At 54.3% G+C, this 21,321-nt stretch carries 21 protein-coding genes; 14 read left to right on the top strand and 7 right to left on the bottom strand.

The genetic code is table 11. The annotated features are described in order from the left end of the window. Nucleotides 1-120: 120 nt before the first annotated feature. A complete protein-coding gene (locus tag Q31a_RS21925) occupies nucleotides 121-627 on the bottom strand; it encodes a lactoylglutathione lyase family protein (protein WP_145082593.1) in 507 nt (168 codons plus the stop codon). Nucleotides 628-992: 365 nt separating this feature from the next. On the opposite strand from Q31a_RS21925, the gene Q31a_RS21920 reads away from it, so the two are divergent. Together Q31a_RS21920 and Q31a_RS21915 are read left to right on the top strand one after the other, a co-directional pair. Then, entirely contained in the window at nucleotides 993-2,591 is a 1,599-nt protein-coding gene (locus Q31a_RS21920; protein ID WP_145082590.1) for a glycoside hydrolase family protein, read from the top strand. Between the two features lie 473 nt (nucleotides 2,592-3,064). Beyond that, complete coding sequence (locus Q31a_RS21915) at nucleotides 3,065-3,631, top strand: type 1 glutamine amidotransferase domain-containing protein (protein ID WP_145087520.1); 567 nt, start codon at nucleotides 3,065-3,067, stop codon at nucleotides 3,629-3,631. Here the strand turns inward: Q31a_RS21915 and Q31a_RS30425 are convergent. Beyond that, a complete protein-coding gene (locus Q31a_RS30425; protein ID WP_197355500.1) occupies nucleotides 3,628-3,825 on the bottom strand; it encodes a hypothetical protein in 198 nt (65 codons plus the stop codon). The two genes, Q31a_RS21915 and Q31a_RS30425, sit on opposite strands and share 4 nt — an antisense overlap. A 270-nt stretch (nucleotides 3,826-4,095) precedes the next feature. Here Q31a_RS30425 and atpD point away from each other — a divergent pair, with 270 nt between their 5' ends. The 9 genes from atpD to Q31a_RS21870 are packed head-to-tail and all read left to right on the top strand — an operon-like array spanning nucleotide 4,096 to nucleotide 10,879. Beyond that, nucleotides 4,096-5,598 carry a F0F1 ATP synthase subunit beta gene (gene atpD, locus Q31a_RS21910; RefSeq protein WP_145082588.1) on the top strand — a complete coding sequence of 501 codons (1,503 nt, stop codon included), beginning with the start codon at nucleotides 4,096-4,098 and terminating at the stop codon, nucleotides 5,596-5,598. Beyond that, entirely contained in the window at nucleotides 5,570-5,977 is a 408-nt protein-coding gene (locus Q31a_RS21905; protein ID WP_231690883.1) for a F0F1 ATP synthase subunit epsilon, read from the top strand. The genes atpD and Q31a_RS21905 overlap by 29 nt, the downstream gene beginning before the upstream one ends. After that, the gene (locus Q31a_RS21900) at nucleotides 5,970-6,326 is read left to right on the top strand and encodes an AtpZ/AtpI family protein (RefSeq protein WP_145082586.1); all 357 of its coding nucleotides are present in this window, start codon (nucleotides 5,970-5,972) and stop codon (nucleotides 6,324-6,326) included. The genes Q31a_RS21905 and Q31a_RS21900 overlap by 8 nt, the downstream gene beginning before the upstream one ends. After that, nucleotides 6,319-6,642, top strand: a complete 324-nt coding sequence (locus Q31a_RS21895; protein ID WP_145082584.1) for an ATP synthase subunit I — start codon at nucleotides 6,319-6,321, stop codon at nucleotides 6,640-6,642. Before Q31a_RS21900 ends, Q31a_RS21895 begins: the two co-directional genes overlap by 8 nt. Then, entirely contained in the window at nucleotides 6,623-7,327 is a 705-nt protein-coding gene (locus Q31a_RS21890) for a F0F1 ATP synthase subunit A (protein WP_145082582.1), read from the top strand. The genes Q31a_RS21895 and Q31a_RS21890 overlap by 20 nt, the downstream gene beginning before the upstream one ends. 23 nt (nucleotides 7,328-7,350) lie before the next feature. Then, complete coding sequence (locus Q31a_RS21885) at nucleotides 7,351-7,632, top strand: F0F1 ATP synthase subunit C (protein WP_145082580.1); 282 nt, start codon at nucleotides 7,351-7,353, stop codon at nucleotides 7,630-7,632. 3 nt (nucleotides 7,633-7,635) lie between these two features. Next, nucleotides 7,636-8,430 (top strand): F0F1 ATP synthase subunit delta, encoded by a 795-nt coding sequence (locus Q31a_RS21880; RefSeq protein ID WP_145082578.1) that lies wholly within the window; start codon nucleotides 7,636-7,638, stop codon nucleotides 8,428-8,430. Next, nucleotides 8,427-9,995, top strand: a complete 1,569-nt coding sequence (locus Q31a_RS21875; protein ID WP_145082576.1) for an alternate F1F0 ATPase, F1 subunit alpha — start codon at nucleotides 8,427-8,429, stop codon at nucleotides 9,993-9,995. Before Q31a_RS21880 ends, Q31a_RS21875 begins: the two co-directional genes overlap by 4 nt. Beyond that, nucleotides 9,992-10,879, top strand: coding sequence for a F0F1 ATP synthase subunit gamma (locus Q31a_RS21870; protein ID WP_145082574.1), 888 nt, complete (start codon nucleotides 9,992-9,994; stop codon nucleotides 10,877-10,879). The genes Q31a_RS21875 and Q31a_RS21870 overlap by 4 nt, the downstream gene beginning before the upstream one ends. A gap of 25 nt (nucleotides 10,880-10,904) precedes the next feature. Here the strand turns inward: Q31a_RS21870 and Q31a_RS21865 are convergent, their stop codons facing one another. Together Q31a_RS21865 and Q31a_RS21860 are read right to left on the bottom strand one after the other, a co-directional pair. Beyond that, on the bottom strand, nucleotides 10,905-11,837 hold the full coding sequence (locus Q31a_RS21865) for a glycosyltransferase family 4 protein (protein ID WP_231690882.1): 933 nt from the start codon (nucleotides 11,835-11,837) through the stop codon (nucleotides 10,905-10,907). Between the two features lie 79 nt (nucleotides 11,838-11,916). Further along, complete coding sequence (locus tag Q31a_RS21860) at nucleotides 11,917-13,530, bottom strand: alpha-amylase family glycosyl hydrolase (RefSeq protein WP_145082569.1); 1,614 nt, start codon at nucleotides 13,528-13,530, stop codon at nucleotides 11,917-11,919. A gap of 866 nt (nucleotides 13,531-14,396) precedes the next feature. On the opposite strand from Q31a_RS21860, the gene Q31a_RS21855 reads away from it, so the two are divergent. Further along, nucleotides 14,397-14,804 (top strand): globin, encoded by a 408-nt coding sequence (locus tag Q31a_RS21855; RefSeq protein WP_145082566.1) that lies wholly within the window; start codon nucleotides 14,397-14,399, stop codon nucleotides 14,802-14,804. A gap of 304 nt (nucleotides 14,805-15,108) precedes the next feature. After that, the gene (locus Q31a_RS21850) at nucleotides 15,109-15,495 is read left to right on the top strand and encodes a VOC family protein (protein WP_145087516.1); all 387 of its coding nucleotides are present in this window, start codon (nucleotides 15,109-15,111) and stop codon (nucleotides 15,493-15,495) included. Nucleotides 15,496-15,813: 318 nt separating this feature from the next. Here Q31a_RS21850 and Q31a_RS21845 read toward each other — a convergent pair whose 3' ends face one another. The 3 genes from Q31a_RS21845 to Q31a_RS21835 all read right to left on the bottom strand — a co-directional run bounded on the left by Q31a_RS21845 (nucleotide 15,814) and on the right by Q31a_RS21835 (nucleotide 21,007). Continuing rightward, nucleotides 15,814-18,234, bottom strand: a complete 2,421-nt coding sequence (locus Q31a_RS21845) for an FAD-dependent oxidoreductase (RefSeq protein ID WP_145082564.1) — start codon at nucleotides 18,232-18,234, stop codon at nucleotides 15,814-15,816. Next, nucleotides 18,227-19,678 carry an SDR family oxidoreductase gene (locus tag Q31a_RS21840; protein WP_145082562.1) on the bottom strand — a complete coding sequence of 484 codons (1,452 nt, stop codon included), beginning with the start codon at nucleotides 19,676-19,678 and terminating at the stop codon, nucleotides 18,227-18,229. The genes Q31a_RS21845 and Q31a_RS21840 overlap by 8 nt, the downstream gene beginning before the upstream one ends. Nucleotides 19,679-20,839: 1,161 nt before the next feature. Further along, nucleotides 20,840-21,007, bottom strand: a complete 168-nt coding sequence (locus Q31a_RS21835) for a Lacal_2735 family protein (protein WP_145082560.1) — start codon at nucleotides 21,005-21,007, stop codon at nucleotides 20,840-20,842. Between Q31a_RS21835 and Q31a_RS21830 the strand changes: the two genes are divergently transcribed. Further along, nucleotides 21,006-21,242, top strand: a complete 237-nt coding sequence (locus Q31a_RS21830; protein ID WP_145082558.1) for a hypothetical protein — start codon at nucleotides 21,006-21,008, stop codon at nucleotides 21,240-21,242. The two genes, Q31a_RS21835 and Q31a_RS21830, sit on opposite strands and share 2 nt — an antisense overlap. Nucleotides 21,243-21,321 lie beyond the last annotated feature (79 nt).

Here is a 21,321-nt window from a genome sequence, read left to right as displayed (position 1 = left end):
TCTGGAACAGTGTTTTATGCGAGTCTTGGGCCATGTTTTGCCCCCGATGAAGCCGAATTGCAGAGCCAGGGCCAGCAGTAGAGTTCGAGCGGCTGTCGATTGCTTCTTGGTGTCCCGTTTTCATTGGGAATTGCCTTGGTAGGCGCCTGCGGAATACGTGAGTTCATAGCTGTGAGAATAGATCTCGATTAAATTTCCAAAAGGGTCCTCGCAGTAAACCATTCGGTACGGTTTTTCGCCGGGATAATACTCTCGTACGGGCATTCGTTGCTTGCCTCCGTTGGCCACGATCTTCTTGGCGAGTCCTTCCACGTCAGGATCTTGAACGCAGAAGTGAAACACACCTGTTTTCCAGTATTCGAAATTGTTGTCTGGCTTCTGCGCATTCTCGAACTCAAAAAGTTCGACACCAATTCGGTCACCCGTTGCCAAATGCGCAATTCGAAATTTTCCCCAGCCTTCGCCGAACACATCATTGCACATCACTCCAATGGCCGAGTCGTCCGACACAACGTCGGTGGGAGGCATGATGACGTACCATCCTAAGGTTTTTGTGTAGAAGTCTACGGCTTGCTCTAGGTCGGTTACCGAAATGCCGATGTGCGAAAAGGATCTTGGGTAGGTCATGGAAGTGCTTTCGAGCTAAGGGAAATCGTGCAATACATGCCTTGGATGAATCCTAACGGTCCAGCCGCTATCAACACAGTCGTCTAAGCCGCAAATGGGAGCGTCGATCCAGAAAATTGAATTCCTAAGCGATTCTATTTACGTCGTAATTATGGAGAAGTGTGGCCTACCGCAGGGCGTGGCTGTGCACAGCAGGCGATGCTAATGGTCGCTGGCCAACCACACGACACGCTGAAGTTGCAGGTTGGTGGCGGACGCTACAGGCTGCTTGCTAGAATGGTTTGACCAACCTCCAATTCCTGCCAAGGCAGCAAACTTGCTCAGTGAAGATCCGTTGGCAACTTTTTGTAACGAAGTGAGGGGTTATGTTTTCGGAATCCGCTTGGAGTCGCAAATCGATAGGTGACGTTGACGTTATCTTTCACGAGGGCTTGTACCATCTCTTTCACCTGGTTTTGCCCAACCACGACTTCGTGGCCCATGCCATCAGTGAGAATGCCTTGAACTGGCGGCGCGTCGACAACGCGCTGTTCATTGGCCATCCTGGCAGCTGGGATGATTTGATGCTGTGGACCGTACATGTGTCGCAGGATCCACACCGTGTAGGCAGTTGGCGAATGTTCTATACCGGGCTGTCGCGGCGTGATCAGGGCCTCAAGCAGCGGATTGGGATGGCCATCAGTGACGATCTTTTTACTTGGAGAAAAACGCCGGTCAATTGGGAAGACCGGCGAGGAGCGACCGACCCGGAATTGGTCAAAGAAGCCCGACAGAAGCTTCCCCGTGGGATATCCGACAGCATTCAATCTGTCCTGAACCCCTCAAGCTGTTTTCCGTTGGAACCCGATCCCGAATACTACGAGTCGTCGGTCGATGCCGAGCGGAATTGGGTCAGCTTTCGAGATCCCTTCTACTTTCGAGACGGTGATGAAGGTTGGCTGTTGGCTGCAGCCCGTGTGAACTCTGGGCCACTGGTTCGGCGAGGTTGTGTGGCGGCCATGAAAGAAGTAAAGCCCCACGAATTCGCCGCTCAGCCTCCGCTACTGGCGCCGCAGATTTATGACGATATTGAAGTCCCCAACCTGTTTCGCATCGATGGCGAGTACTATCTGATCGGTAGCTTGAGGGAAGATGCGAAGATTAGATACTGGCATACCAATGAGATTGGTCGGCCTTGGCGAAACTACTATGACAACGTCCTACTGCCAAAAGGCAACTATGCGGGACGTGTCTGCCAGGACGAAAATGGCGTACTACTCTGGAATTTCTTCACAGACCTGGTGGGGGATCGTACTTCGAACAACATCATGCCACCTCCCAAGCGGCTTCGGAGTTGCCCTGACGGGCAGTTGCGGGCGACGACCTTCGAGGGGCTTGCGAAGCGTGTCAAGCAGAGAATTGATTGTAGCCGCTTGAGTCCTCTTAAAACGCAATCTGACCAAGGGGGGCTCCATACAACAGGCGACTCAATGCGGTTGACCAGCGAAGCGGGGTTTCAGGCCTACGTGTTTCAACCGCAACTCGATTGCTTCAGTCTTTCGGCACTCATGGACATGCAGGGTGTTGGTAAATGTGGCTTGGTTGTCCGCATTGATCCGGAATCCCATGACGGCTACTACATCTCGTTGGACCTCATGAAAGGCATTGCCCAAATGCGTGCTTGGGGGACCGGCCCGCTGCATTCGGGGGAAGAGATGATGCAGTTCCAATCGCTTCAGGCTGGGTACTGGTACGCCGAGCGGCCGAGAGACATTGAAATCGGTCTGCTGGCATTCGGCAGTTATCATGAATTGAGCGTGAATGGCCGCGTGGTGTTGTCGCTCGTCGATGCAACCTTTTCCCGAGGCCTGGTGGGATTTTATGTCGAGACCGCCGACTTGCATGTCAAGAACTTATCACTCGAATCGCTTGAGCCACCAACGCAGGCGGACGATCATCTCGTCCAGGGCACGCTACCGACCTAGCCCGAGACTTGTGAGTTGAGCCCAGCAACTCATCAGCGGGCGATTGCGACCGCCAACAGAAGTGGTGCAATTTTATCTAGTAAATTAGCGCAACAGTACGGCAGAGCACTTGCGCTCGGAGATTCCTGGGGCAAGCTCGCTATTCACAGCAGCAATCGTCGGGTCACAGCAGCAATCATCGGGTAACCGTACAGTGCTCAACGTCCCCTTCGCGTTACTCTGCGAAGATGAGATGGCCGGGAAGGGAAATTCTGCGAAGACACAGACTACTACGTGGGGGCCTCAGCAGCGTAGGGGACGATTTTTTTGACCATCGATTGGGATCGTTTTTTTGAGTGGCTCGATATTTGCTGTCCTGCTCCCTGAGAATGCCCGTGCCTAAACAGACTCGCATATCGTAGCGTGCTGGAAGATGGGGACTACGACGGCAATCTCACGCGTTTCGCAAACATTAGCATCCCTGGAGCAAAATGATGTCACAGCAACGACTGAAAAACAAACGTATTGCCTTTCTTGCAACCGACGGTTTTGAACAAGTCGAACTCACTCGGCCTTGGGAGGAAATCAAAGCGGCAGGTGCAACGGTGCATTTAGTTTCTCCCAAGTCGGGAAAAATTCAGGGAATGAATCATGATAAAGCGGCCGAACAATTCGAAGTGGACAAAACGATCGATCAAGTCAGTGTAGAAGATTACGACGGTCTGGTTCTACCTGGGGGAGTCGCCAATCCCGATTCGCTTAGAACCAACGCAGACTGCGTCCAGTTTGTCCGAGACTTTTTCAAGCTCGCAAAACCTGTGGCGGCTATCTGTCATGGCCCCTGGATGCTGATCGAAGCAGACGTGGTGCACGATCGCCGGGTTACCTCCTGGCCGAGCCTGAAAACGGATCTAAAAAACGCCGGTGCGAACTGGGTTGATGAAGCTTGTGTTTGCGATCAGGGGCTAGTCACCAGCCGCAACCCGGATGATCTGCCCGACTTTTGCACCAAGGCAATCGAGGAATTCGCCGAAGGGACGCACGTTGGGCAGACCGTCTAGGAGGCAGCGTAGTAAGGAGGCAGCGTAGTAGGACTGGTTGCCTGAGACGCCGATACCGAGCGTTCGCCCCACGACCCGGCGTCGTCTGACCAGAGCTCTCGGCCCATGGACCGCTGGGCCGAAATCTGGCTTGCTGCAGGCACTTGCGGCAGCGGTTCGGCTTCGTACATGTCTACCGCGGTGCGCGAACTCATCGGCAACCGGACTCGCCGGTATTCGTGTTCATTCAGGGGGCGGATGCTTTCCTCGGGAGCTCTGCATTGACCGGCCAGTCATTGAGGCGCCCGGTTGAGGCAACGCAGTTGCAAATCTGGTCGTCGCTATACAATCACTGGCTTTCCACCTAGAATCGTATTTCTATAGCGTGGGCGATCCAATTTCCGTCTCATGGATATTGCGGAGCGACGCCCCAAGACCACTCTAGTCGGCGCTGTCCAGCTGCAGGCCGGTACAGAATGCAAGCCATGACGCCAGTGAATTTTCCGACCCGCCCCGTATCGACGCAAAACTCTCAACCGGGATTGCACTTGGGCAAGGTGGTCGCGGTGCGCGGCAGCGTTGTGGATGTTTGCTTTACGGAGCGGTTGCCCCTAATCCATACCATGCTGCGGGCTGGAGCCGACCAACAGATTGCCATTGAAGTGCTGGCCCAACTGGACCGCCATCTCGTACGGGGGATTGCACTCACACCCACTCAGGGACTGTCGCGTGGAATGCCCGTGACGGACACCGGTGAACCGCTACTGGCTCCCGTGGGCAAACCGATTTTGTCGCGCATGTTGGATGTGTTTGGCAACACGATCGATCGTGGTCCGGCTTTGGAGAACGTGCAGTGGCGAAGTGTGCATCAGACTCCACCGCCACTCGTTCGCCGCTCGACGAAATCTCAAGTGTTCGAAACAGGAATTAAAGCCATCGACGTGCTGCTGCCTCTCGAACGCGGCGGCAAGGCAGGTCTGTTCGGTGGCGCCGGGGTCGGCAAAACGGTGTTGTTGGCGGAGTTGATTCATAACATGGTGGGCCATGAAGAAGGGGCGAGCATCTTCTGTGGCATCGGCGAACGCTGTCGAGAAGGCGAAGAGCTTTACCGTGAAATGAAATCTGCCGGTGTGCTTGACAATATGGTGATGATTTATGGTCAGATGAACGAACCGCCGGGCAGCCGTTTTCGTGTTGGCCATGCAGCCCTAACCATGGCGGAATACTTTCGGGACGAAGAACACCGCGATGTGTTGCTCTTGATCGACAACATCTTTCGCTTCATCCAAGCTGGCATGGAAGTCTCCGGATTGATGGGGCAAATGCCTTCGCGTTTGGGCTATCAACCCACGATGGGAACCGAGCTTTCCGGTTTGGAAGAGCGAATTGCCAATACGGACTCGGGGGCAATTACGTCGATCCAAGCGGTTTACGTCCCGGCCGATGACTTCACGGATCCTGCCGCAGTGCACACTTTCTCACACTTGTCGGCTTCGATCGTTTTGTCACGCAAGCGAGCGAGCGAAGGCTTGTTTCCCGCGATCGACCCTCTGCAGTCGAATTCCAAGATGGCCACGCCTGGGGTTGTCGGAGACCGGCACTACCAATTGGCGCAAGAGATTCGCAGCACGCTCGCCCAATACGACGAATTGAAAGACATCATTGCAATGTTGGGGCTCGAGCAGCTCTCGGCCGATGATCGGAACGTGGTCGCACGCGCCCGTCGGTTGGAACGATTCTTAACTCAACCCTTCTTCACTACCGAACAGTTCACCGGTTTGAAAGGCAAGGCGGTCAGCTTGGAAGATTCACTCGACGGATGCCGGCGGATTCTGAACGATGAGTTTAAGGACGTGCCGGAAAAAGCTCTGTATATGATCGGCAAGATCGACGAAGTCCGGCTGCCTGGCAAAACGAACGCTACCGAATCGGAACCTCCTAGTGACAAGGAGTCGGTGCATGCCAGCCCCAGCACTCATGACACTTAAGATATTGTTGCCCTTTCAAGTGCTCGTCGAACATACCGATGTGGTACGAGTGGTAGCGGAAACTCAATTTGGTGCCTTCGGGCTGTTGCCACACCGACTCGACTGCGTCGCTTCGATCACGCCCGGGATTCTCGTTTATGAGCGAGAAGACTTGGGGGAATCGTTTGTGGCCGTCGATGAGGGGGCGATGGTGAAGACCGGCTTGAACGTGTTCGTGTCGGTCCGCAATGCTATCGAGGGGGTGGACTTGGGAGAACTTCGCGAGGCCGTGCGGCGAGAATTCCTGACGTTGAACGAACAGGAGCAAAACGTGCACGCAGCTCTGGCCCGAATGGAGAGCGATTTTGTCCGTCGTATTGCGCAGTTGCACCATGAATGATCACCCCCAATCCGATCCACCTCAAGACGCTGAGCCATCGAGTCCCTCGTCTAAGTTTGCGCGCCAAGTGGAAGCAAAAGCAAAACGAAAAATTAGGGCGATGCGGCATCGTGATTCGGGCGTCTGGTTCGGACTGGGCATGATGGGCCTTATTGGCTGGTCGGTCGTGGTGCCGACGCTTGCGGGAGCGGCTGTTGGTATTTGGCTTGACCGGCACTTTCCGCGTGGGCAATCATGGACGTTGATGTTGTTAGTGGCTGGCTTGCTGATAGGCTGTTTCAACGCCTGGATGTGGGTTTCCAAAGAAGACAAAGCGATGCACGAAGAGAAGGAAGACGAAAATGAATGACTTGGTCAACGCTGGAGTGCCCGTCGTCGCTGGCTTGGCATTGGGAGCGATTTTCTTTGGAGGACTGTGGTGGACCGTTCGCAGCGGGCTGACCTCCGGCCACCCGGCGACTTGGTTTCTAGTCAGCCATGTGTCGCGAATGGCTGTGACACTGCTTGGTTTTTACTGGGTTGCCGATGGAAAGTGGCAACGAGTGCTCTTGTGCCTCGCAGGTTTTTTGATCGCCAGAGTGGTCGTGACCCAACTAATGCGCAGCGCTGAGTCCTCGCGATCCCATACTACGAAGGAGACCGAGTATGCATCTCAGCCCCGATGAATCAATCTTTTGGCAAATGGGGTTCGCCAAACTCAATGGAACGATTGTATTCACATGGGTAATCATGCTCGTGCTGACCGTTGGATCGATGCTGATTACACGGACGCTTTCAACGGGGAACCAACGCACTCGCTGGCAAAACCTACTGGAAATCATTGTTACGGGAATCATCTCGCAAATCCACAGTATCGGACTTCGAAAGCCTGAGAAATACATCGCCTTTATTGGAACTTTGTTCCTGTTTGTAGCCACAGCGAGCTTGTTTACCATCTTTCCGGGCTATGAGCCTCCGACGGGCTCACTTTCCACTACCTGCGCACTGGCGCTCTGCGTCTTTGTTGCCGTTCCGATCTTCGGAATCGATGACCAGGGAGTTGGCGGCTATTTGAAGTCCTATATCGAGCCGACCTTCATCATGCTGCCGTTTAATCTCATCAGCGAGGTCTCGCGAACGCTCGCGCTCGCCATTCGCCTGTTCGGAAACATGATGAGTGGTGCCATGATTGTTGGCATCTTACTTTCAATTACGCCTTTCCTGTTCCCGATCGTGATGACCTTGATGGGACTTCTGACCGGGATGGTTCAGGCGTACATATTTAGCATTCTGGCAGCGGTCTATATTGCAGCGGCGACACGCGTTCGCCAGCCAAAAGTTAAAACTGAATCGGCTACACTCAACGCATAATCAATATTAGCAAAGGGAACACCATGGATAGCATGACTTGGATTGCAGTGGCATCGATTGTCATTGCCGGAATCACAACAGGTGTTGGCACGATGGCACCAGCGCTTGCCGAAGGCAAGGCAGTCGCTACTGCACTTACGTCGATTGCACAGCAGCCTGATGCCTCGCCGACGATCACGCGGACTCTGTTCGTGGGGTTGGCGATGATTGAGTCCACAGCAATCTATTGTTTCGTGGTGTCGATGATTCTGCTCTTCGCCAATCCGTTCTGGAATCATGCCATCTCGCAAGCGACGGGGAATTAGACGATGCTCATCGATTGGTTCACCGTCGGTGCTCAGACTGTCAATTTTCTGATCTTGGTCTGGTTGCTGAAACGCTTTCTCTACAAGCCGATTTTGGATGCTATTGACAAGCGTGAAGAGCGAATTGCGAACCAACTTGCCGATGCGGACGCGAAGAAGCGTGAAGCTAAGCAAGAGCGGGACGAGTTCACCAGGAAGAACGAAGAGTTTGACCAACATCGGAACGAGTTGTTAGCCGCGGCTGTCGATGAGGCTAAGGCGAAACGACAGCAGATGCTTGACGAGGCGCGGGACGATGCCAACGCCTTACGCACAAAACGCCAGGAGTCGTTGCAGCGTGAACTGGTTAGTTTGCAAGCAGAGATCAACCGGCGGACTCAAGCTGAAGTGTTCGCCATTGCGCGGCATGCGCTGACAGACTTAGCCGGCGCCGACTTGGAAGAACGGATGTGCGACGTGTTCCTCACTCGCCTAAGAGCAGTCGACGAGAACGTGAAGCAGACGGTCCGTGCATGCCGAGTTACCGTTGAGGACCCGGCGTTGGTTCGGAGCGGACTGGAGCTTTCGGCAGAGCAACGCGATGCCATCCAGCGAACGCTCGAAGAAGTGTTTTCCACCGAGATGCCAGTCTACTTTGACACCAAGCCTGATGTCGCGAGCGGTATTGAGGTGACGATCGGTGGACAAAGGATCGCTTGGAGCATTGGCGACTATCTTGCTTCCCTTCAAAAAAACGTGACTGAACTGCTTGACGACGACGCGTTCGTTGCCAATGCGGAAGCGAGTACTGCCCAATGAATGATCCCGACGACTTCATGCAAGTTACCTTTGAGCAAGCTTTCGAACGGCTTGATCGTGGGCGTAAGGCTTATTCGCCACAGTTGCAGCCGCACGAGGTCGGAACTCTCTTGAGTGTCTCGACGGGTATCGCTCAAGTGACTGGATTGCCGGGGGTGGGATACGACGAAATCTTGACATTTTCTAATGGTACGCTGGGCATCGCGTTCAACGTGGATGCTGACGAAATTGGTGTCGTATTGCTCGGTGACTACACGACGCTAACTGCGGGATCAGAAGTCCGGCGTACGGGCCGAGTCATGGATGTGGCGGTTGGGGACGGTTTGTTAGGCCGGGTGATCGACCCGCTTGGCCGCCCGCTCGACGGAAGAGCTCCCGTCCTATTCAAAGAACGCAAGCCGGTAGAGCGTCCAGCGGCTTCGATCATGGACCGTGCTCCCGTCACCGTGCCGCTTCAAACTGGACTCAAAGTTGTTGACGCTTTGATACCCATCGGTCGCGGGCAGCGCGAACTAATTCTAGGAGATCGCCAAACCGGAAAAACGGCGATTGCGATCGACGCAATCCTTAACCAACGCAATCAAGACGTCGTATGCGTCTATTGCGCAATTGGGCAACGCGCATCGACGGTTGCAAAGGTTCTGGCGGCCCTTAAGGACCATGGCTCCATGGTCTATACGGTGGTCGTCGTTGCCGAGGGGAATGATCCGCCAGGGGTTTCCTATGTCGCTCCGTACGCGGCCACGACCATCGCGGAGCACTTCATGGAGCAAGGTCGTGATGTGCTGATTGTCTATGACGATCTGACGCACCATGCCCGGGCCTATCGCGAATTGTCATTGCTGCTGCGTCGACCCCCTGGCCGAGAGGCATTTCCCGGCGATATTTTTTACCTTCACGCGCGACTCTTGGAACGCTCAACCCACCTACGTGAAGAACTTGGTGGCGGTTCACTAACGGCGCTTCCCATCATTGAGACGGAGGCGCAGAATATTTCTGCGTACATCCCGACCAATTTGATCTCCATTACTGATGGGCAGATCTACCTGTCACCGTCTCTGTTCGAATTGGGGATTCTGCCGGCAGTCGACGTGGGGAAATCTGTCTCACGGGTTGGTGGCAAGGCGCAAAGGGCTGCCTACCGTGCCGTCGCTGGTGACCTCAAGTTGGCGTATGCGCAATTCGAGGAGCTGGAGACCTTCTCCAAGTTTGGTGCTCGCGTCGATGAATCTACTCGCCACCTAATCGAGCATGGCCGACGCATCCGCGCATGCCTCAAGCAAGCTGAAAACTCGCCAGCCACCGTGCCAGCGCAGGTGATGGTACTGTTGGCGCTTACAGATGGCCTCTTTGACCAGGTTCCAATGGAGCAGATGGCAACTGCTGAAGCGGCAGTACGAGCGGCTGGAAGCAGTCTTTCGGCTGACATACAAGATCGGCTCCAGACGGCAGATGCGCTCAGCGGTGCAGATCGCGACGCAATCCTGGATGCCGCTCGACGTGCACTTCAACCGTTTCAGCCACTCGACAAGAAGTTTCCGCCAAGCTCGGGAGCGACTACTTGACTCAAACAACTGCAATTTTGGAGCGAAAGATAGGAGGGGCCACGGATTTGCAATCGGTGGTGCGGACCATGAAGGCAATGGCCGCTTCCAATATTGTCCAATTTGAAAACTCCGTACGTGCGCTCGCCGATTACAGCCGCACAGTCGAACTCACCTTGGGCGTCTGTATTCGAGAATCCCAAAGCCCAAGCCGGGCCAAGTACATTCCGGAAGTTGCCACGAACATGACGGCCGCGATCGTCTTCGGTTCCGATCAGGGCCTCGTCGGGCAATTCAACACAATCGTAGCAGACGAGGCAATGCGAACGCTCGCAAGTGTGCCCGGCAAGCATATGATTTGGGCCGTTGGTGAGCGAGTCCGAGCACGCTTGGCCGATACCAATTCGCAATTGGTCGGTCAATTCAACGTGCCGAGCACAGTGCAAGCAATCGCACCGCTCGTAGGCCAGCTGCTTATTGAATATGAGACGCAGGCGAAACAACATCCGGGGACCGAACTCTACCTGTTTTACAATCGCCCCACGACCGGTTCCCTCTACGAACCGGTCCGTCGACGTCTGCTGCCACTGGACAACGCATGGCGTCGCCAATGCAGCCAAACACCATGGCCGACAAAGAACCTGCCACAAGTTTTAGGCGACAGTATGCAAACACTGCGAAAGCTAACCGGTGAATATCTTTTCGTATCGATGTTCCGCGCCTGTGCAGAGTCTTTGGCCAGCGAGAATGCCAGTCGCTTGTCTGCCATGCAACGCGCTGATAAGAACATTGAAGAACTGCTGGTAACACTCAACTCTTCCTACCATCGCCAGCGACAAAGCAGCATTGACGAAGAACTCTTCGACGTTGTATCTGGCTTTGAGGCATTCCGCGCCAGCAAGTGAGATCAGTCGTTGGGGCGACCTACCGTTATTGGCCAAGGATGCGACGATATAGGTTCAGGTAGGCATCGGCCATCCGATCGATCGTGAATTTTTCCGCGACAGCGCGGCGAGCCCTGCGGCGGTCGATCTCGTCGATGCGCTCGATTGCCTCACTTGCTTCTTCAAGGCTATTGACCAAAAAACCTGTGACGCCATGCTCAATTAACTCAGGCATCGATCCGCGATCTGAGGCGATGACAGGAGTGCCACAAGCCATCGCCTCAATCACTGAAAGACCGAATGGTTCGTTGAAATTGATGAGATGCAAAAGCGCGCGTGCGTTGCCAAGAGCGTCTAGCCGCTGAGTTCCACCAACGGCACCGTGGTACGTTACGTTCACACCATCAGCTGCTGGTACGACTTCGGCTTCGTAATATGCACTATCTTGCACAATGCCGTACATGTGCAGGTGCCGTCGACTGCGGCGCGCGACTGTGATCGCCTCTTTGGCGCCCTTGTCCGGATGAATTCGCCCGAAGAATAAGAGATCCTTTCCACGTGTTGAAAGGAACGGGAAATCATCGATCGGAATACCGTGATGAATAGTCGCTGCATAGGTCAGCTTGGGATGACGATCGGCATCGCTGATAGCGACATAGTGGACGTCATTCTGGTATTCCTGATACATCGGCAGGATGCGGTCAGAAGAAAATCCATGTATCGTGGTGACGATAGGCGTCTTGATCAGTCTGGCGAAGGCGTGGGCGGGAAAATCGGCCTGATTGTGAATCAGATCAAATCGATCGGCCTGTTCAAAGAGGTGAGCCAAATGGCGAAATTCCCAGACCTTGGCGTCGATGGAGGGATCGTCCCCATACGGTGCCGGAACCACGCCAGCAAGTGTTCCCGTTGTCTCGCTATCGAGCGTCGCGAAGAGAGTCACGTCGATCCCACGCTTGACTAACGCTTCAGTGAGCATACTGGTGACAAGTTCCCAAGGACCGTAGGATCTCGGCGGTGTGCGCCAAGCGATCGGAGCTAGCATTGCAATATGCATCTCAGTGTTGCCCTTTCAGTCGTAGGATCAGACCTTCGTGCGGCGCTAGCACGCCCTCAAATGGCCGAAGACCAATTGCCGAAGGGCACAGCGTCGAAACGAGCGCATCGAATTTGCAAGCCTCCTTCGGTAGGGGACGAAGTTGGTCGCCGAGGTTCAAGGCAATCAGCATACGCTCGTCGCCGTATTGGCGTTCGAAGGCGAGCACGTCTTCCGCTGCATCCATGAGCACGCAGCGACCTATTGTCAAGGCTGCGTGTGTGCGCCGCAGCGATAGTAGAGAGCGGTAGAGAGATAGGAGTGAGTTGGGGTCTCGTGCCTGTGCCGCAACATTCCGTTCGCGCCAATCATCGTTGAGCGGAAGCCACGGATCAGCAAGGCTAAATCCCGCATTGGCCGAGTCATCCCATGGCATCGGTGTGCGCGAACGATCACGTCCAATCCCCAGGCCGGGTTGAAGCAGATCCTGGGGATCTCGAACTCGATCACGAGGAATGGACACTTCACCGATGCCGATCTCATCGCCCTGGTACAGCGTTGGTGTACCGCGAAGAGTCAATAATAGCATGGCGGCAACTCTGGCTTGTGGCTCGCCGACTCGAGCGGCGATGCGTGGCGCGTCATGGCTTCCCAGCACCCAATTGGGCCAGCCGAATGTAGGCAGAGAAGCTTCGTAGTCTGCAATCAATTGTTTGAGAGAGCCGGCGGTCCAAGCGCTTTCGATGAGATTGAAGTTGACCGGCAAATGCACTTGCGGATGTTCGACCGTGCCATACCATCGAGCGAGGCGGTCGTTGGGTAAGCATATCTCGCCAATCAGGACACGATCGCCATAGCTATCGGCTAGTGCACGGAATTGGGCGGCAATTTCGTGCGCTTCAGGTTGATCGGTTGAGTGCAACTGGAGCAATTGATCTCGCTGCGTACGATCGGGCGTCCATTCTTCGTTTCTCGGATTGTCGCGTAGGGAAACGTCTTTAATGATGTGCCAAAGGACGTCGATGCGGAAACCGTCGACACCGCGGTCGAACCAGAATCGCAACGCAGCCATCATCGCGTTGCGCAGTTCGGGATGCCGCCAGTTGAGGTCGGGTTGCTCTTTGAGGAAAGCGTGAAGGTAGTACTGGCCGGTGAGAGCGTCCCATTCCCAGGCCGAGCCACCGAAGTCGCTGATCCAGTTGTTGGGCGGCCCTCCGCCTGGGGCTGGATCGCGCCAAATGTACCAATCTCGTTTCGAATTGTCGCGCGAAGCCCGACTTTCGATGAACCAAGGATGTTGGTCGGACGAATGATTGGGAACGAAATCAAGCAGGAGTTTCAGCCCCCGCGCGTGAACTGCCGCTAGCAACCGGTCAAAATCGTTGAGAGTGCCGAACATAGGGGCGATATCGCAATAATCGGCAATGTCGTATCCGAAATCAGCCATCGGGGATGGGTAGATTGGCGAGAGCCAGATCGCATCAATTCCAAGACCGGCAAGATAGTCCAGTCGCGACTCAATTCCAGCTAGGTCCCCTACCCCATCCATATCACTATCTTGGAACGAACGGGGATAAATCTGATAGATCACCCCTGTCTTCCACCAGGCTGCCTGCCTCTGGAGGTGGCAATTCATAGGGATCTTTCTCGGTTCGTTGAAATGAGGATTGGGACGCTTGGAACACGGGCCGGAGCTCATGGTGGAACGCATGAGGACTGGTGAGCCATACATTCGTTCACGTTGGCTCTTGGCCGTTGATTCCTGAAGGTCGAAGAAAGCTCCCGTTGTCTGCCGTGCAAACACTATTGCGTAGAGTTAGTTTTGAGCTTGTGCCTTCCATCACCGACGATCGTTGGACTTCTGGATATAGCAGGTTGACGCACCGAAAGGCTAGGTGGATACGCGTTGAGTTTCCACGTTGAGTTTCCACCAGGGGCAGCAGTGCGATCCGCCAATACTTGCCAAGTGCGCTTTTGCCTAGCGTCCTTGCTTCTGACGCTCAACGAACATGGGAGATGTCCGATGGGGATGCCCCATTCACTCTTGGAGAGCAACTGTCTGTGTGCTGGGAATACAACCGCAAGCAGCGCCGAATGGAAACGGGGCTGGCGACCAGAGGCACTGGAGGGGACGAGCTAAGCCACCCGTTCGTTTCTGTTGGCTCCTGATTCTATCATCTTACCGGGAGCGTGTACTGCGATGGGCTGCCTCAAACGACATTGCCCGGTTAGGATCGCTGCTAACTCTTGCGACAACGTGAGTAGGAGCATCGCTGCAAATTGTACACAACGAGCAGCTGCAACCGATCACTTCGTTCCCAGAATCTGATAAGATCAGCAAGAGCTGAACAAGAATCAATTTAACGGTGTCCGACGACGATTTTGGGGGAACCGTTGTCCCGACGGTCTGAAGGCTCAGCCAGCCAACTTGCCCCCCAACAGCGGAGACGGTTGCCGCAAGCGTTCAGTGATCAGATGCTTCTAACACCAGACAGGTCAAGTATGGAAGAACCGACACCGAAGGAGCTGTTTTTGGCGAGCGTTGGCCGCTGCGTGGCCACAGAGACATTCATTCCAGATTTTTATAAACGCTTCTTCGGCGCTTCCGATGAAATCAAGAACAAGTTTCGCTTCACGGATTTTGAAAAGCAAAACGCAATGCTGCGTCGCTCACTGGAGCTTTGTGCGGGTGCCACAGTTGGGGAGCCTGAGTCGATGCGCGAGATCAACCAACGCGCGATGACGCATGATCGGGACCACTTAAATATCGAGCCTCGGTTCTATGATATCTGGCTCGCAACAATGATTGATACCGCACGTGAACATGATGAGCAGTGGAGTGCAGACGTCGAGGGAGCGTGGCAGCGAATTCTTGGTCATGCGGTAAAATACATGATCCGCAAATATTGAGGCCGATGCAGAAGTGGTCGCCAGGCGAGCACGTGAGTGACCCGCCCCTTAGGTCCTGCGAGCATTGGGTGTATGGGAGTATCCACCACGCTCTCGCCCGCTTAATTCCGTAAGCCGAACCACACGCCCGCAGCGGCAGATAAAGGGCTGGTTGGGCAGGTTCCCTACGATAACGCCTCGTGTTTAAGCTACAGGTTTCGCAGCGGTGTGATTCTTCCTGGTCGAAATTTAGTCGCTGCGGCGTGGCGTTGGCGATGCTCCTCGCGGAGAGTTTCAGGTGTCTCTAATTGAAAAGTCGAACATGATCATGCAGCCTTCGTTTCAATCTGCGTCACCTTACAAGGACAATGTTCTTGCGCTTCCCGTGATCGATATCGAGGTGGCAGCCGACTGGTATTCAAAACACTTCGGTATGATCGAAGTCGAACGTCACGACGTTCCGTATCCTGCGGTCATCCTGGAACGCGACGGCGTTCAGATTGGTTTCGCGGTCAATGGTGGTGATCCGGCACAAGAGGGGGCAGCCATCAGGGTCTGCAACATTGATGGGATCAAAGCCGAGCTGGAATCGTATGGAGTCGAGGTCGCCAATATACGTGTCGATCAGCGCGATGGCGAGAAATTCAATGTGTTCTTTGTCGTTGCACCTGATGGTCTTTGCTACTACTTCAACGAACCTGTCGCTGGTTGAGCCTGCCATGGCTTGCAGGATCGCGGGGATGCACTTCTCGGAGGGTGGTTGCCCTCAGCCTGTTGGGATTGAGGGGTAGCGAGGTAACTCCTAGTCAGCAGAGTCTATTCAAGGCGGAACGCACATCACCGTACGTCGGTGTCTATGCTCTGGCGAGCCCATCCTGCCAACGCAACGGTGATTGAAGAGGAACCATTCTTTGCCGTTTAAGCCGAAGGAGATTGACCTGTTATTGCACAACGTTTTAACTGGATAAAAACGTTTCCACTGGATAGAAATGCTTGAAACGTCGTACCGCAGCAAGCGATTCGCTCATGCTCAGGACGCAAGGGACGCATTCTCGTGCAAAGTTCCCAGGATACGACCGGCCAGCGCCATTCCGCTCTTTAGGGCACCTTCGACGCGTGGGCCGCCGCACCAATCACCACATGCGCCTAGCCTGTTGGCACTGTCCCAAAGTGAGGACTCCGGCAAAGAATCGGCAGGCCGCGAATGCAGCCAGCGATGGGCTTTAGCATAGCATTGCGCGGGCATGCGGAAGCCTGTGACTCGCTCGGCTTCTGCGATCAAATTGTGAACGACTTGCTCTCGAGGTGTCTCCTGATTTTCCATCGCCCAATCTGATGTCGAATGCAACATCCAAGTGTCTTGGCGTGATGGGCGAGCCGGTTTGCTGGAATCACGTGCAATCCAACTCAGATTTCCAAGATTGACAAACGCAGCATCGAAGGGGAGCGTCCAGCGACGCTCCAACGCAATCATGACGGCCCAGCAGGGTTGCATGTCGACTTGGGGGAGTCTCCGTTGCCAGCCGCATTCCGTAGGAATTTGCTCTGCCGTTTGGCCCGGTGGGCAATTCCAGAGGACGGTATCAAAAATGCCCAAGTCATGGCCCACCTTCGTGCACAGTTGGTATCCGGACTCCCTTCGGACGACTCTCGCAACCTCGGTTTTCGCATGAATATCCAGATCTGTCGCTAAGTGAAACGCCAACGATTCCATCATCGGGGTACCGACAAAGCGTTGAATCTGGGGCAGTTCTTTGAATTCGCAAGGTTCGTCAATGGAAACGATTTGGCTTCTCCACTCAGCAACATGCTTGTCGAATATCCAGGAGTCCAGGTAGCGTTTTAAATTCGGATCACGAATCGCAAAGTATTGTGCACCATGATCAAATTGCCAGCCATCGCGAGATACTCTGGTGGATGCTCTGCCGCCCGCTCGGCCGGATTTTTCAAAAATCTGAATATCCAATCCATGATCTTGCAGGATTCGGCTGCACATCAGTCCTCCCAGACCTGCTCCGACCATGGCGATGCGCGGCTTGGGTGTCATGATACCTCTATCCACTTTCGTTTCATAAATGTTTAAGTCCACTCTATTTTCATGAACGCCGATGGGGCGCCCACGAACCATTCCAAACACTGGTTGCTCAGGCTTAAAGGGACGATCGAATTGCCCCAGGCACCATAGAATTCCACCGTAAGATGCAGGATCTCGGCCATCGAGCGCATAGCGATGATTGAGATCAATCAACCGTTCCAATGCTTGATGATGATTTTGCGACCAACCCAAAATTGCCTTTCCCCAGGTCATGCGAATGTTGTTATGGAGCTCTCCATGCTTGAGCAAGCTGCGTTGGGCTGCATCCCACAATCGCTCGCCCGAACGGGCCCGAGCTAGGGATTCTAAGGACAGCACCGTCCGGTGGTCGCCTGCATGTTCCGTCAAGGATGCATTCGCCCATTGGGGGAGAGAATGGACTGACTCTAGATCGTCGCGATAGTAGCAGAACGCATAGGCTAGCTCTCTCCAAATTAGCAGCTCATCCAAGAATTTTTTTGCTCCGTCGAGCGATGCTTCTCGGGCTAGACGCAGTGGCGACACCATTCCGTAATGCAAGTAGGCGGACATGCGACTCACGCCATCGACTTCGATTTGATTTCGACGCATCGTGTACCTTCGTAGGCCCTCGTTTCGAAACGCTTGCCAACGCGCGTACCCTGCAGAGAAACCTCCTCGCGTATCGGGCACTGGCCCAATGGAGTGATCAATTTCGCATTCCGAGACAAGCTTTGCCAAACTAAGATTGGCTAGCTGCAAGGATTCAAAGGGGATTTGAGAATCACGTGGGACGCTGATGTTTGAAGCTGGCCAAACCTGTGAGATTCGACTGCGGTAGAGCTCTCTCGTCGCGTCACGAAAGGTGAAGGCCCGGTCGTGGGCCTTTCCCACGAGTCGCGTCGGAACGACACAAGCCGTATCCACGAGTACAACCGTGGAATCTGCTGCCACGAGTCGCTCGGTCCATTGCTGAGTTGCTTCCAACGGAAAATCTTCAGTGACGACAACCGCTGACGACAGTGCAAGTTGAGCGAGCCTTGGAAATCTTGCGCCGCGTCGCTCAAGGTGGAATGCGAATGAGATCCCAAGCTTCGCGTAGCTCTCTTGCAAGTCCCTGGCTGCCTCCAGAATAAAAGTATGATGCCGGTCCGAAGCATAGCGATAGCGCTCTGAAAGTCCCTGATAGACGAGCAACGGCAATTGCAAGTGATGAGCCACATGGAGTGCGACATCCAGAGCCGGGTTTTCATCGCTTCTCAGAGCATGGTGCGTCCAGTACAGAACGCGTTTTGGCGGGCGGCGTGGAACTCCGCTGGAGCGAATCCACGTTCGATCTGATAAGTGAGTTGGCAGGTCATCCAAGAACGAAGCTAGCTCGCCGGCGTATTCACGCATCTTCTCGTGCGGCCTTGACCAAATTGCGTAGCATGCCGCCAAACACGAAATGATGCGCTGGGGAAAGTGCGTACCAGTACACGATACCTGCTAAGCCGACGGGATCAAAGCTGGCTGTTTGACGGATAGTACTCTGCTGTTCATCGCCATTCACTTCGAATTCCAGCCAGGCTCGCCCGGGGAGCTTCATCTCCGCTCGCAGACGCAGGAAGCGATTAGGCTCAAAGGCTTCCACTCTCCAAAAATCTAGGGTGTCCCCCACGCGGATCGAGGTCGGATGCGGACGACCGCGACGCAATCCCACTCCGCCTACCAGCAGGTCGAGAAAACCCCGCACACGCCACATCCAGTTGCCGTAATACCAGCCGTTCTTTCCACCGATGCGTTGGATCGGAGCAAATGCAACTTGCGGTGCCGCCGCGACCGTAGCGGTTCGTGAATCGATCAGCCGTGAGCCAAATCTCACGCCTCCCCAGGCTTTGGACTCACCCCCTGATGAAAACGCATCCGACCAGCGCGTTTCGGCGAATTCTCGCTCTTCATTGACTAACGCTCTGGCTATCGCCTCCGAAACGGATCTTGGCTTGACCTTGAAAGTGGTATCGGCCAAGTTGTTGGAGACCACCGTCGCATTCTTCATACTGTCGATCATCTTGCGACCGACACGAGCATACAGTGGAGTGACTAGCCCGAGCCACAAACTGGAAAGATACGGTGTTAAGAATGGTACAGGAATCATCACCCGCCGTAGTCCACGCTGCCTTGCATACTCCTGCATGATCTGTCCATAGGTGACTTGGTCTGGCCCGCCAATTTCGAAAACTTGGGATTCGCCCCCCGGTAGGTCGATCGACTCGATGAGAAAGGACAGCATGTCTTCAATAGCAATCGGTTGAGCTGCTACCCTGACCCACTTAGGACAAACCATGAATGGTAGTCGTTCGGTCAGCGCTCGTACCATTTCAAACGATAGGCTGCCTGAGCCAATCACAATCGATGCCCGCAGTTCAATGACTTGGATCCCCGATGCTCTGAGAATGTCCCCCGTTTCCTGGCGGCTCCGCAGATGTTTGGATAAATTACTATCGCGATTCCCCAGTCCGCCGAGATAGATAATTCGCCTGACACCAGCCTGTTTCGCAGCAGCGGAAAAATTCTCCGCTGCCCGCCGATCTTCGGCCTCAAAATCGGCGGTGGAGCCCATCGAATGCACGAAGTAGAACGCCGTGTCAATGTCGGACATAGCCGGGGGAAGGGTACTCGAATCCAACACATTGCCTTCAACAATCTCCCGTCGCTTATCCGGTGAGGCATCCAGCGAATTCTTGCGGCGCGTCAAGCAGCGGACCGAGTAGCCCAATTTTTCTAGCACTGGTAGTAAGCGACCACCGATGTACCCTGTCGCGCCGGTCAGGAGAATTTTTTTCTTTCCACTATTTTCCATCGGCTGTCTCTGGGATTCGAAGGTGATGAGGGAGCCGACAAATTTCTATTGGCTGGATCGGAATTCACGAAGCGTGTTGGCTGCTGTCGGGCATTACAATGTTCGAAGTGGTCGTGTTCACGCAAGGGCCAACCCTGCACGGACGCTGGTAGACTACAAGCTCCATCCTGCGCTCTAAGCCGATTGTTTTGCATCAAACTATCAACAACGCTGGCACTTTGCGTTGCGTTGAAGGACCGTTGTTTTTTTTGCAATCTGCACAGCGCAATTGGACGTTCCGAGTGTTGGGTGATGAACAAACTGATTCAGGAAAACCTTGATTGCTACTACGGAGAGCAGCGACCGCGCTTACGCATTTTCGAACATCAACGACTTGTACCTCGCTCCTCTCAATCTGCCGTTCAGGATGGCCATCGTCAAACAACCGTACCATCCGCATACACCGCCTCTCTTAAGTCTGAGACGTTGAACCTTACCGGTGCATCGCGCTCTGCAATGCCGAAGCCTTACGACACTCCAACGTGTCTACCGCTTTGATCATACGCCACATTGCAATCTAGAATGCACCACACCATTTATCAGAGGTATCGGGTTTCAGAGGTATTGGTCAAGCTGTCGACGCTGTGACCGACGCTAGACGCCAGTCGGTGGCCGACGGAAGTTGCTTGCGGTGATGTCACTTCGCTCGCCGAACTAAGCAGTCAACTCTACGCAGCTCCGAACGTGGTGCACTCTATCCGACGCTGAAACTAGCTAATTAGCTCAATGTAGCAGTTTATCCGTAGGCAGGATTCTACCGCAGCTGTTCGCACTGAACGTTGATGGCCCGAAGCACTCAAGCAAAAGCACCATAGAAGGCGGCCAGCGGCCGTCAAGTCAGAAAACGAAAGTTTTTAATCTTGCCATATGAGATTCGAACGTTGCTGCGGGAGTCCGACACACCAAGCCTACCGATTCGGGAGCTGGATGATTTAGAGCCAAAGGGGAGAGGCGAGTTCTCAGTTGCATGAAGAAATCGGCCTAACATGGTTACTGCATTGAGCAGGGGGTAGCCGAGGGCAGCTTTCAGAAGCGTCTCATCGCGCTGGCCCAAGCTCGCAAGCACAGCTTGTGGCCGGACCATAGGCTGCTATAAAAATTTAAGTATCGCGAAGATGAACGCTAGCGTTTCGTCTCAATCGCTTCCAGTTGCTCCCTGACCTCATGGGCTTGAGCGGTCTTGAGATCGCTCAATTTTCGGTCGGAATGCGACAGCTCGTACGACTCCTTTAAGAGCTGTTGATATTTTCTTTCGAGCTTCGCTTTTTGATCGAAGAAGCGTTTGAACATGACAAATCCTGTGAAATCGTTGGATAGCCCGACAGTCGGACTTGGTTGGGATCAACTTGTTAGACAATCGCTTGCAATCCACGAGGCTTGGCTCCTGGAAGGCAATTCTCGTCTTGAGGGAAGCTTGCAACAGTCTTTCGAATACTTGGTGGCCGCGCACGTCTTGCTGACCACGGGTGCCGTGACGTCAGCCCAGCGAACCGCGGCAACTTACCTACTGAGCCGTAATCACTGAGCCGTTCTCGTCGAGTGAGATGCGGCCTGTTCTATGCCGTAGCGTCGGGGGGATCGGTTCCAGTACTCACACCTTGAGG

It is taken from the genome of Aureliella helgolandensis (assembly GCF_007752135.1).
GTDB classification, from domain to species: Bacteria; Planctomycetota; Planctomycetia; order Pirellulales; family Pirellulaceae; genus Aureliella; species Aureliella helgolandensis.
The sequence above is the reverse complement of the archived record's forward strand: the minus strand, read 5'-3'. Positions and strand labels throughout refer to the sequence as shown.

Bases quoted from the DNA above. Each gene is read 5' to 3' on its own strand.
- Q31a_RS21880 (WP_145082578.1), top strand. From the start codon at position 7,636: ATGCTCATCGATTGGTTCACCGTCGGTGCTCAGACTGTCAATTTTCTG.
- Q31a_RS21875 (WP_145082576.1), top strand. From the start codon at position 8,427: ATGAATGATCCCGACGACTTCATGCAAGTTACCTTTGAGCAAGCTTTC.
- Q31a_RS21925 (WP_145082593.1), bottom strand. From the start codon at position 627: ATGACCTACCCAAGATCCTTTTCGCACATCGGCATTTCGGTAACCGAC.
- Q31a_RS21855 (WP_145082566.1), top strand. From the start codon at position 14,397: ATGGAAGAACCGACACCGAAGGAGCTGTTTTTGGCGAGCGTTGGCCGC.
- Q31a_RS21890 (WP_145082582.1), top strand. From the start codon at position 6,623: ATGCATCTCAGCCCCGATGAATCAATCTTTTGGCAAATGGGGTTCGCC.
- Q31a_RS21865 (WP_231690882.1), bottom strand. From the start codon at position 11,837: ATGCTCACTGAAGCGTTAGTCAAGCGTGGGATCGACGTGACTCTCTTC.
- Q31a_RS21860 (WP_145082569.1), bottom strand. From the start codon at position 13,530: ATGAATTGCCACCTCCAGAGGCAGGCAGCCTGGTGGAAGACAGGGGTG.
- Q31a_RS21830 (WP_145082558.1), top strand. From the start codon at position 21,006: ATGACAAATCCTGTGAAATCGTTGGATAGCCCGACAGTCGGACTTGGT.
- Q31a_RS21905 (WP_231690883.1), top strand. From the start codon at position 5,570: ATGCCAGCCCCAGCACTCATGACACTTAAGATATTGTTGCCCTTTCAA.
- Q31a_RS21895 (WP_145082584.1), top strand. From the start codon at position 6,319: ATGAATGACTTGGTCAACGCTGGAGTGCCCGTCGTCGCTGGCTTGGCA.
- Q31a_RS30425 (WP_197355500.1), bottom strand. From the start codon at position 3,825: ATGAGTTCGCGCACCGCGGTAGACATGTACGAAGCCGAACCGCTGCCG.
- Q31a_RS21840 (WP_145082562.1), bottom strand. From the start codon at position 19,678: ATGGAAAATAGTGGAAAGAAAAAAATTCTCCTGACCGGCGCGACAGGG.
- Q31a_RS21900 (WP_145082586.1), top strand. From the start codon at position 5,970: ATGAATGATCACCCCCAATCCGATCCACCTCAAGACGCTGAGCCATCG.
- Q31a_RS21835 (WP_145082560.1), bottom strand. From the start codon at position 21,007: ATGTTCAAACGCTTCTTCGATCAAAAAGCGAAGCTCGAAAGAAAATAT.
- Q31a_RS21920 (WP_145082590.1), top strand. From the start codon at position 993: ATGTTTTCGGAATCCGCTTGGAGTCGCAAATCGATAGGTGACGTTGAC.
- Q31a_RS21885 (WP_145082580.1), top strand. From the start codon at position 7,351: ATGGATAGCATGACTTGGATTGCAGTGGCATCGATTGTCATTGCCGGA.
- Q31a_RS21845 (WP_145082564.1), bottom strand. From the start codon at position 18,234: ATGCGTGAATACGCCGGCGAGCTAGCTTCGTTCTTGGATGACCTGCCA.
- Q31a_RS21915 (WP_145087520.1), top strand. From the start codon at position 3,065: ATGTCACAGCAACGACTGAAAAACAAACGTATTGCCTTTCTTGCAACC.
- atpD (WP_145082588.1), top strand. From the start codon at position 4,096: ATGACGCCAGTGAATTTTCCGACCCGCCCCGTATCGACGCAAAACTCT.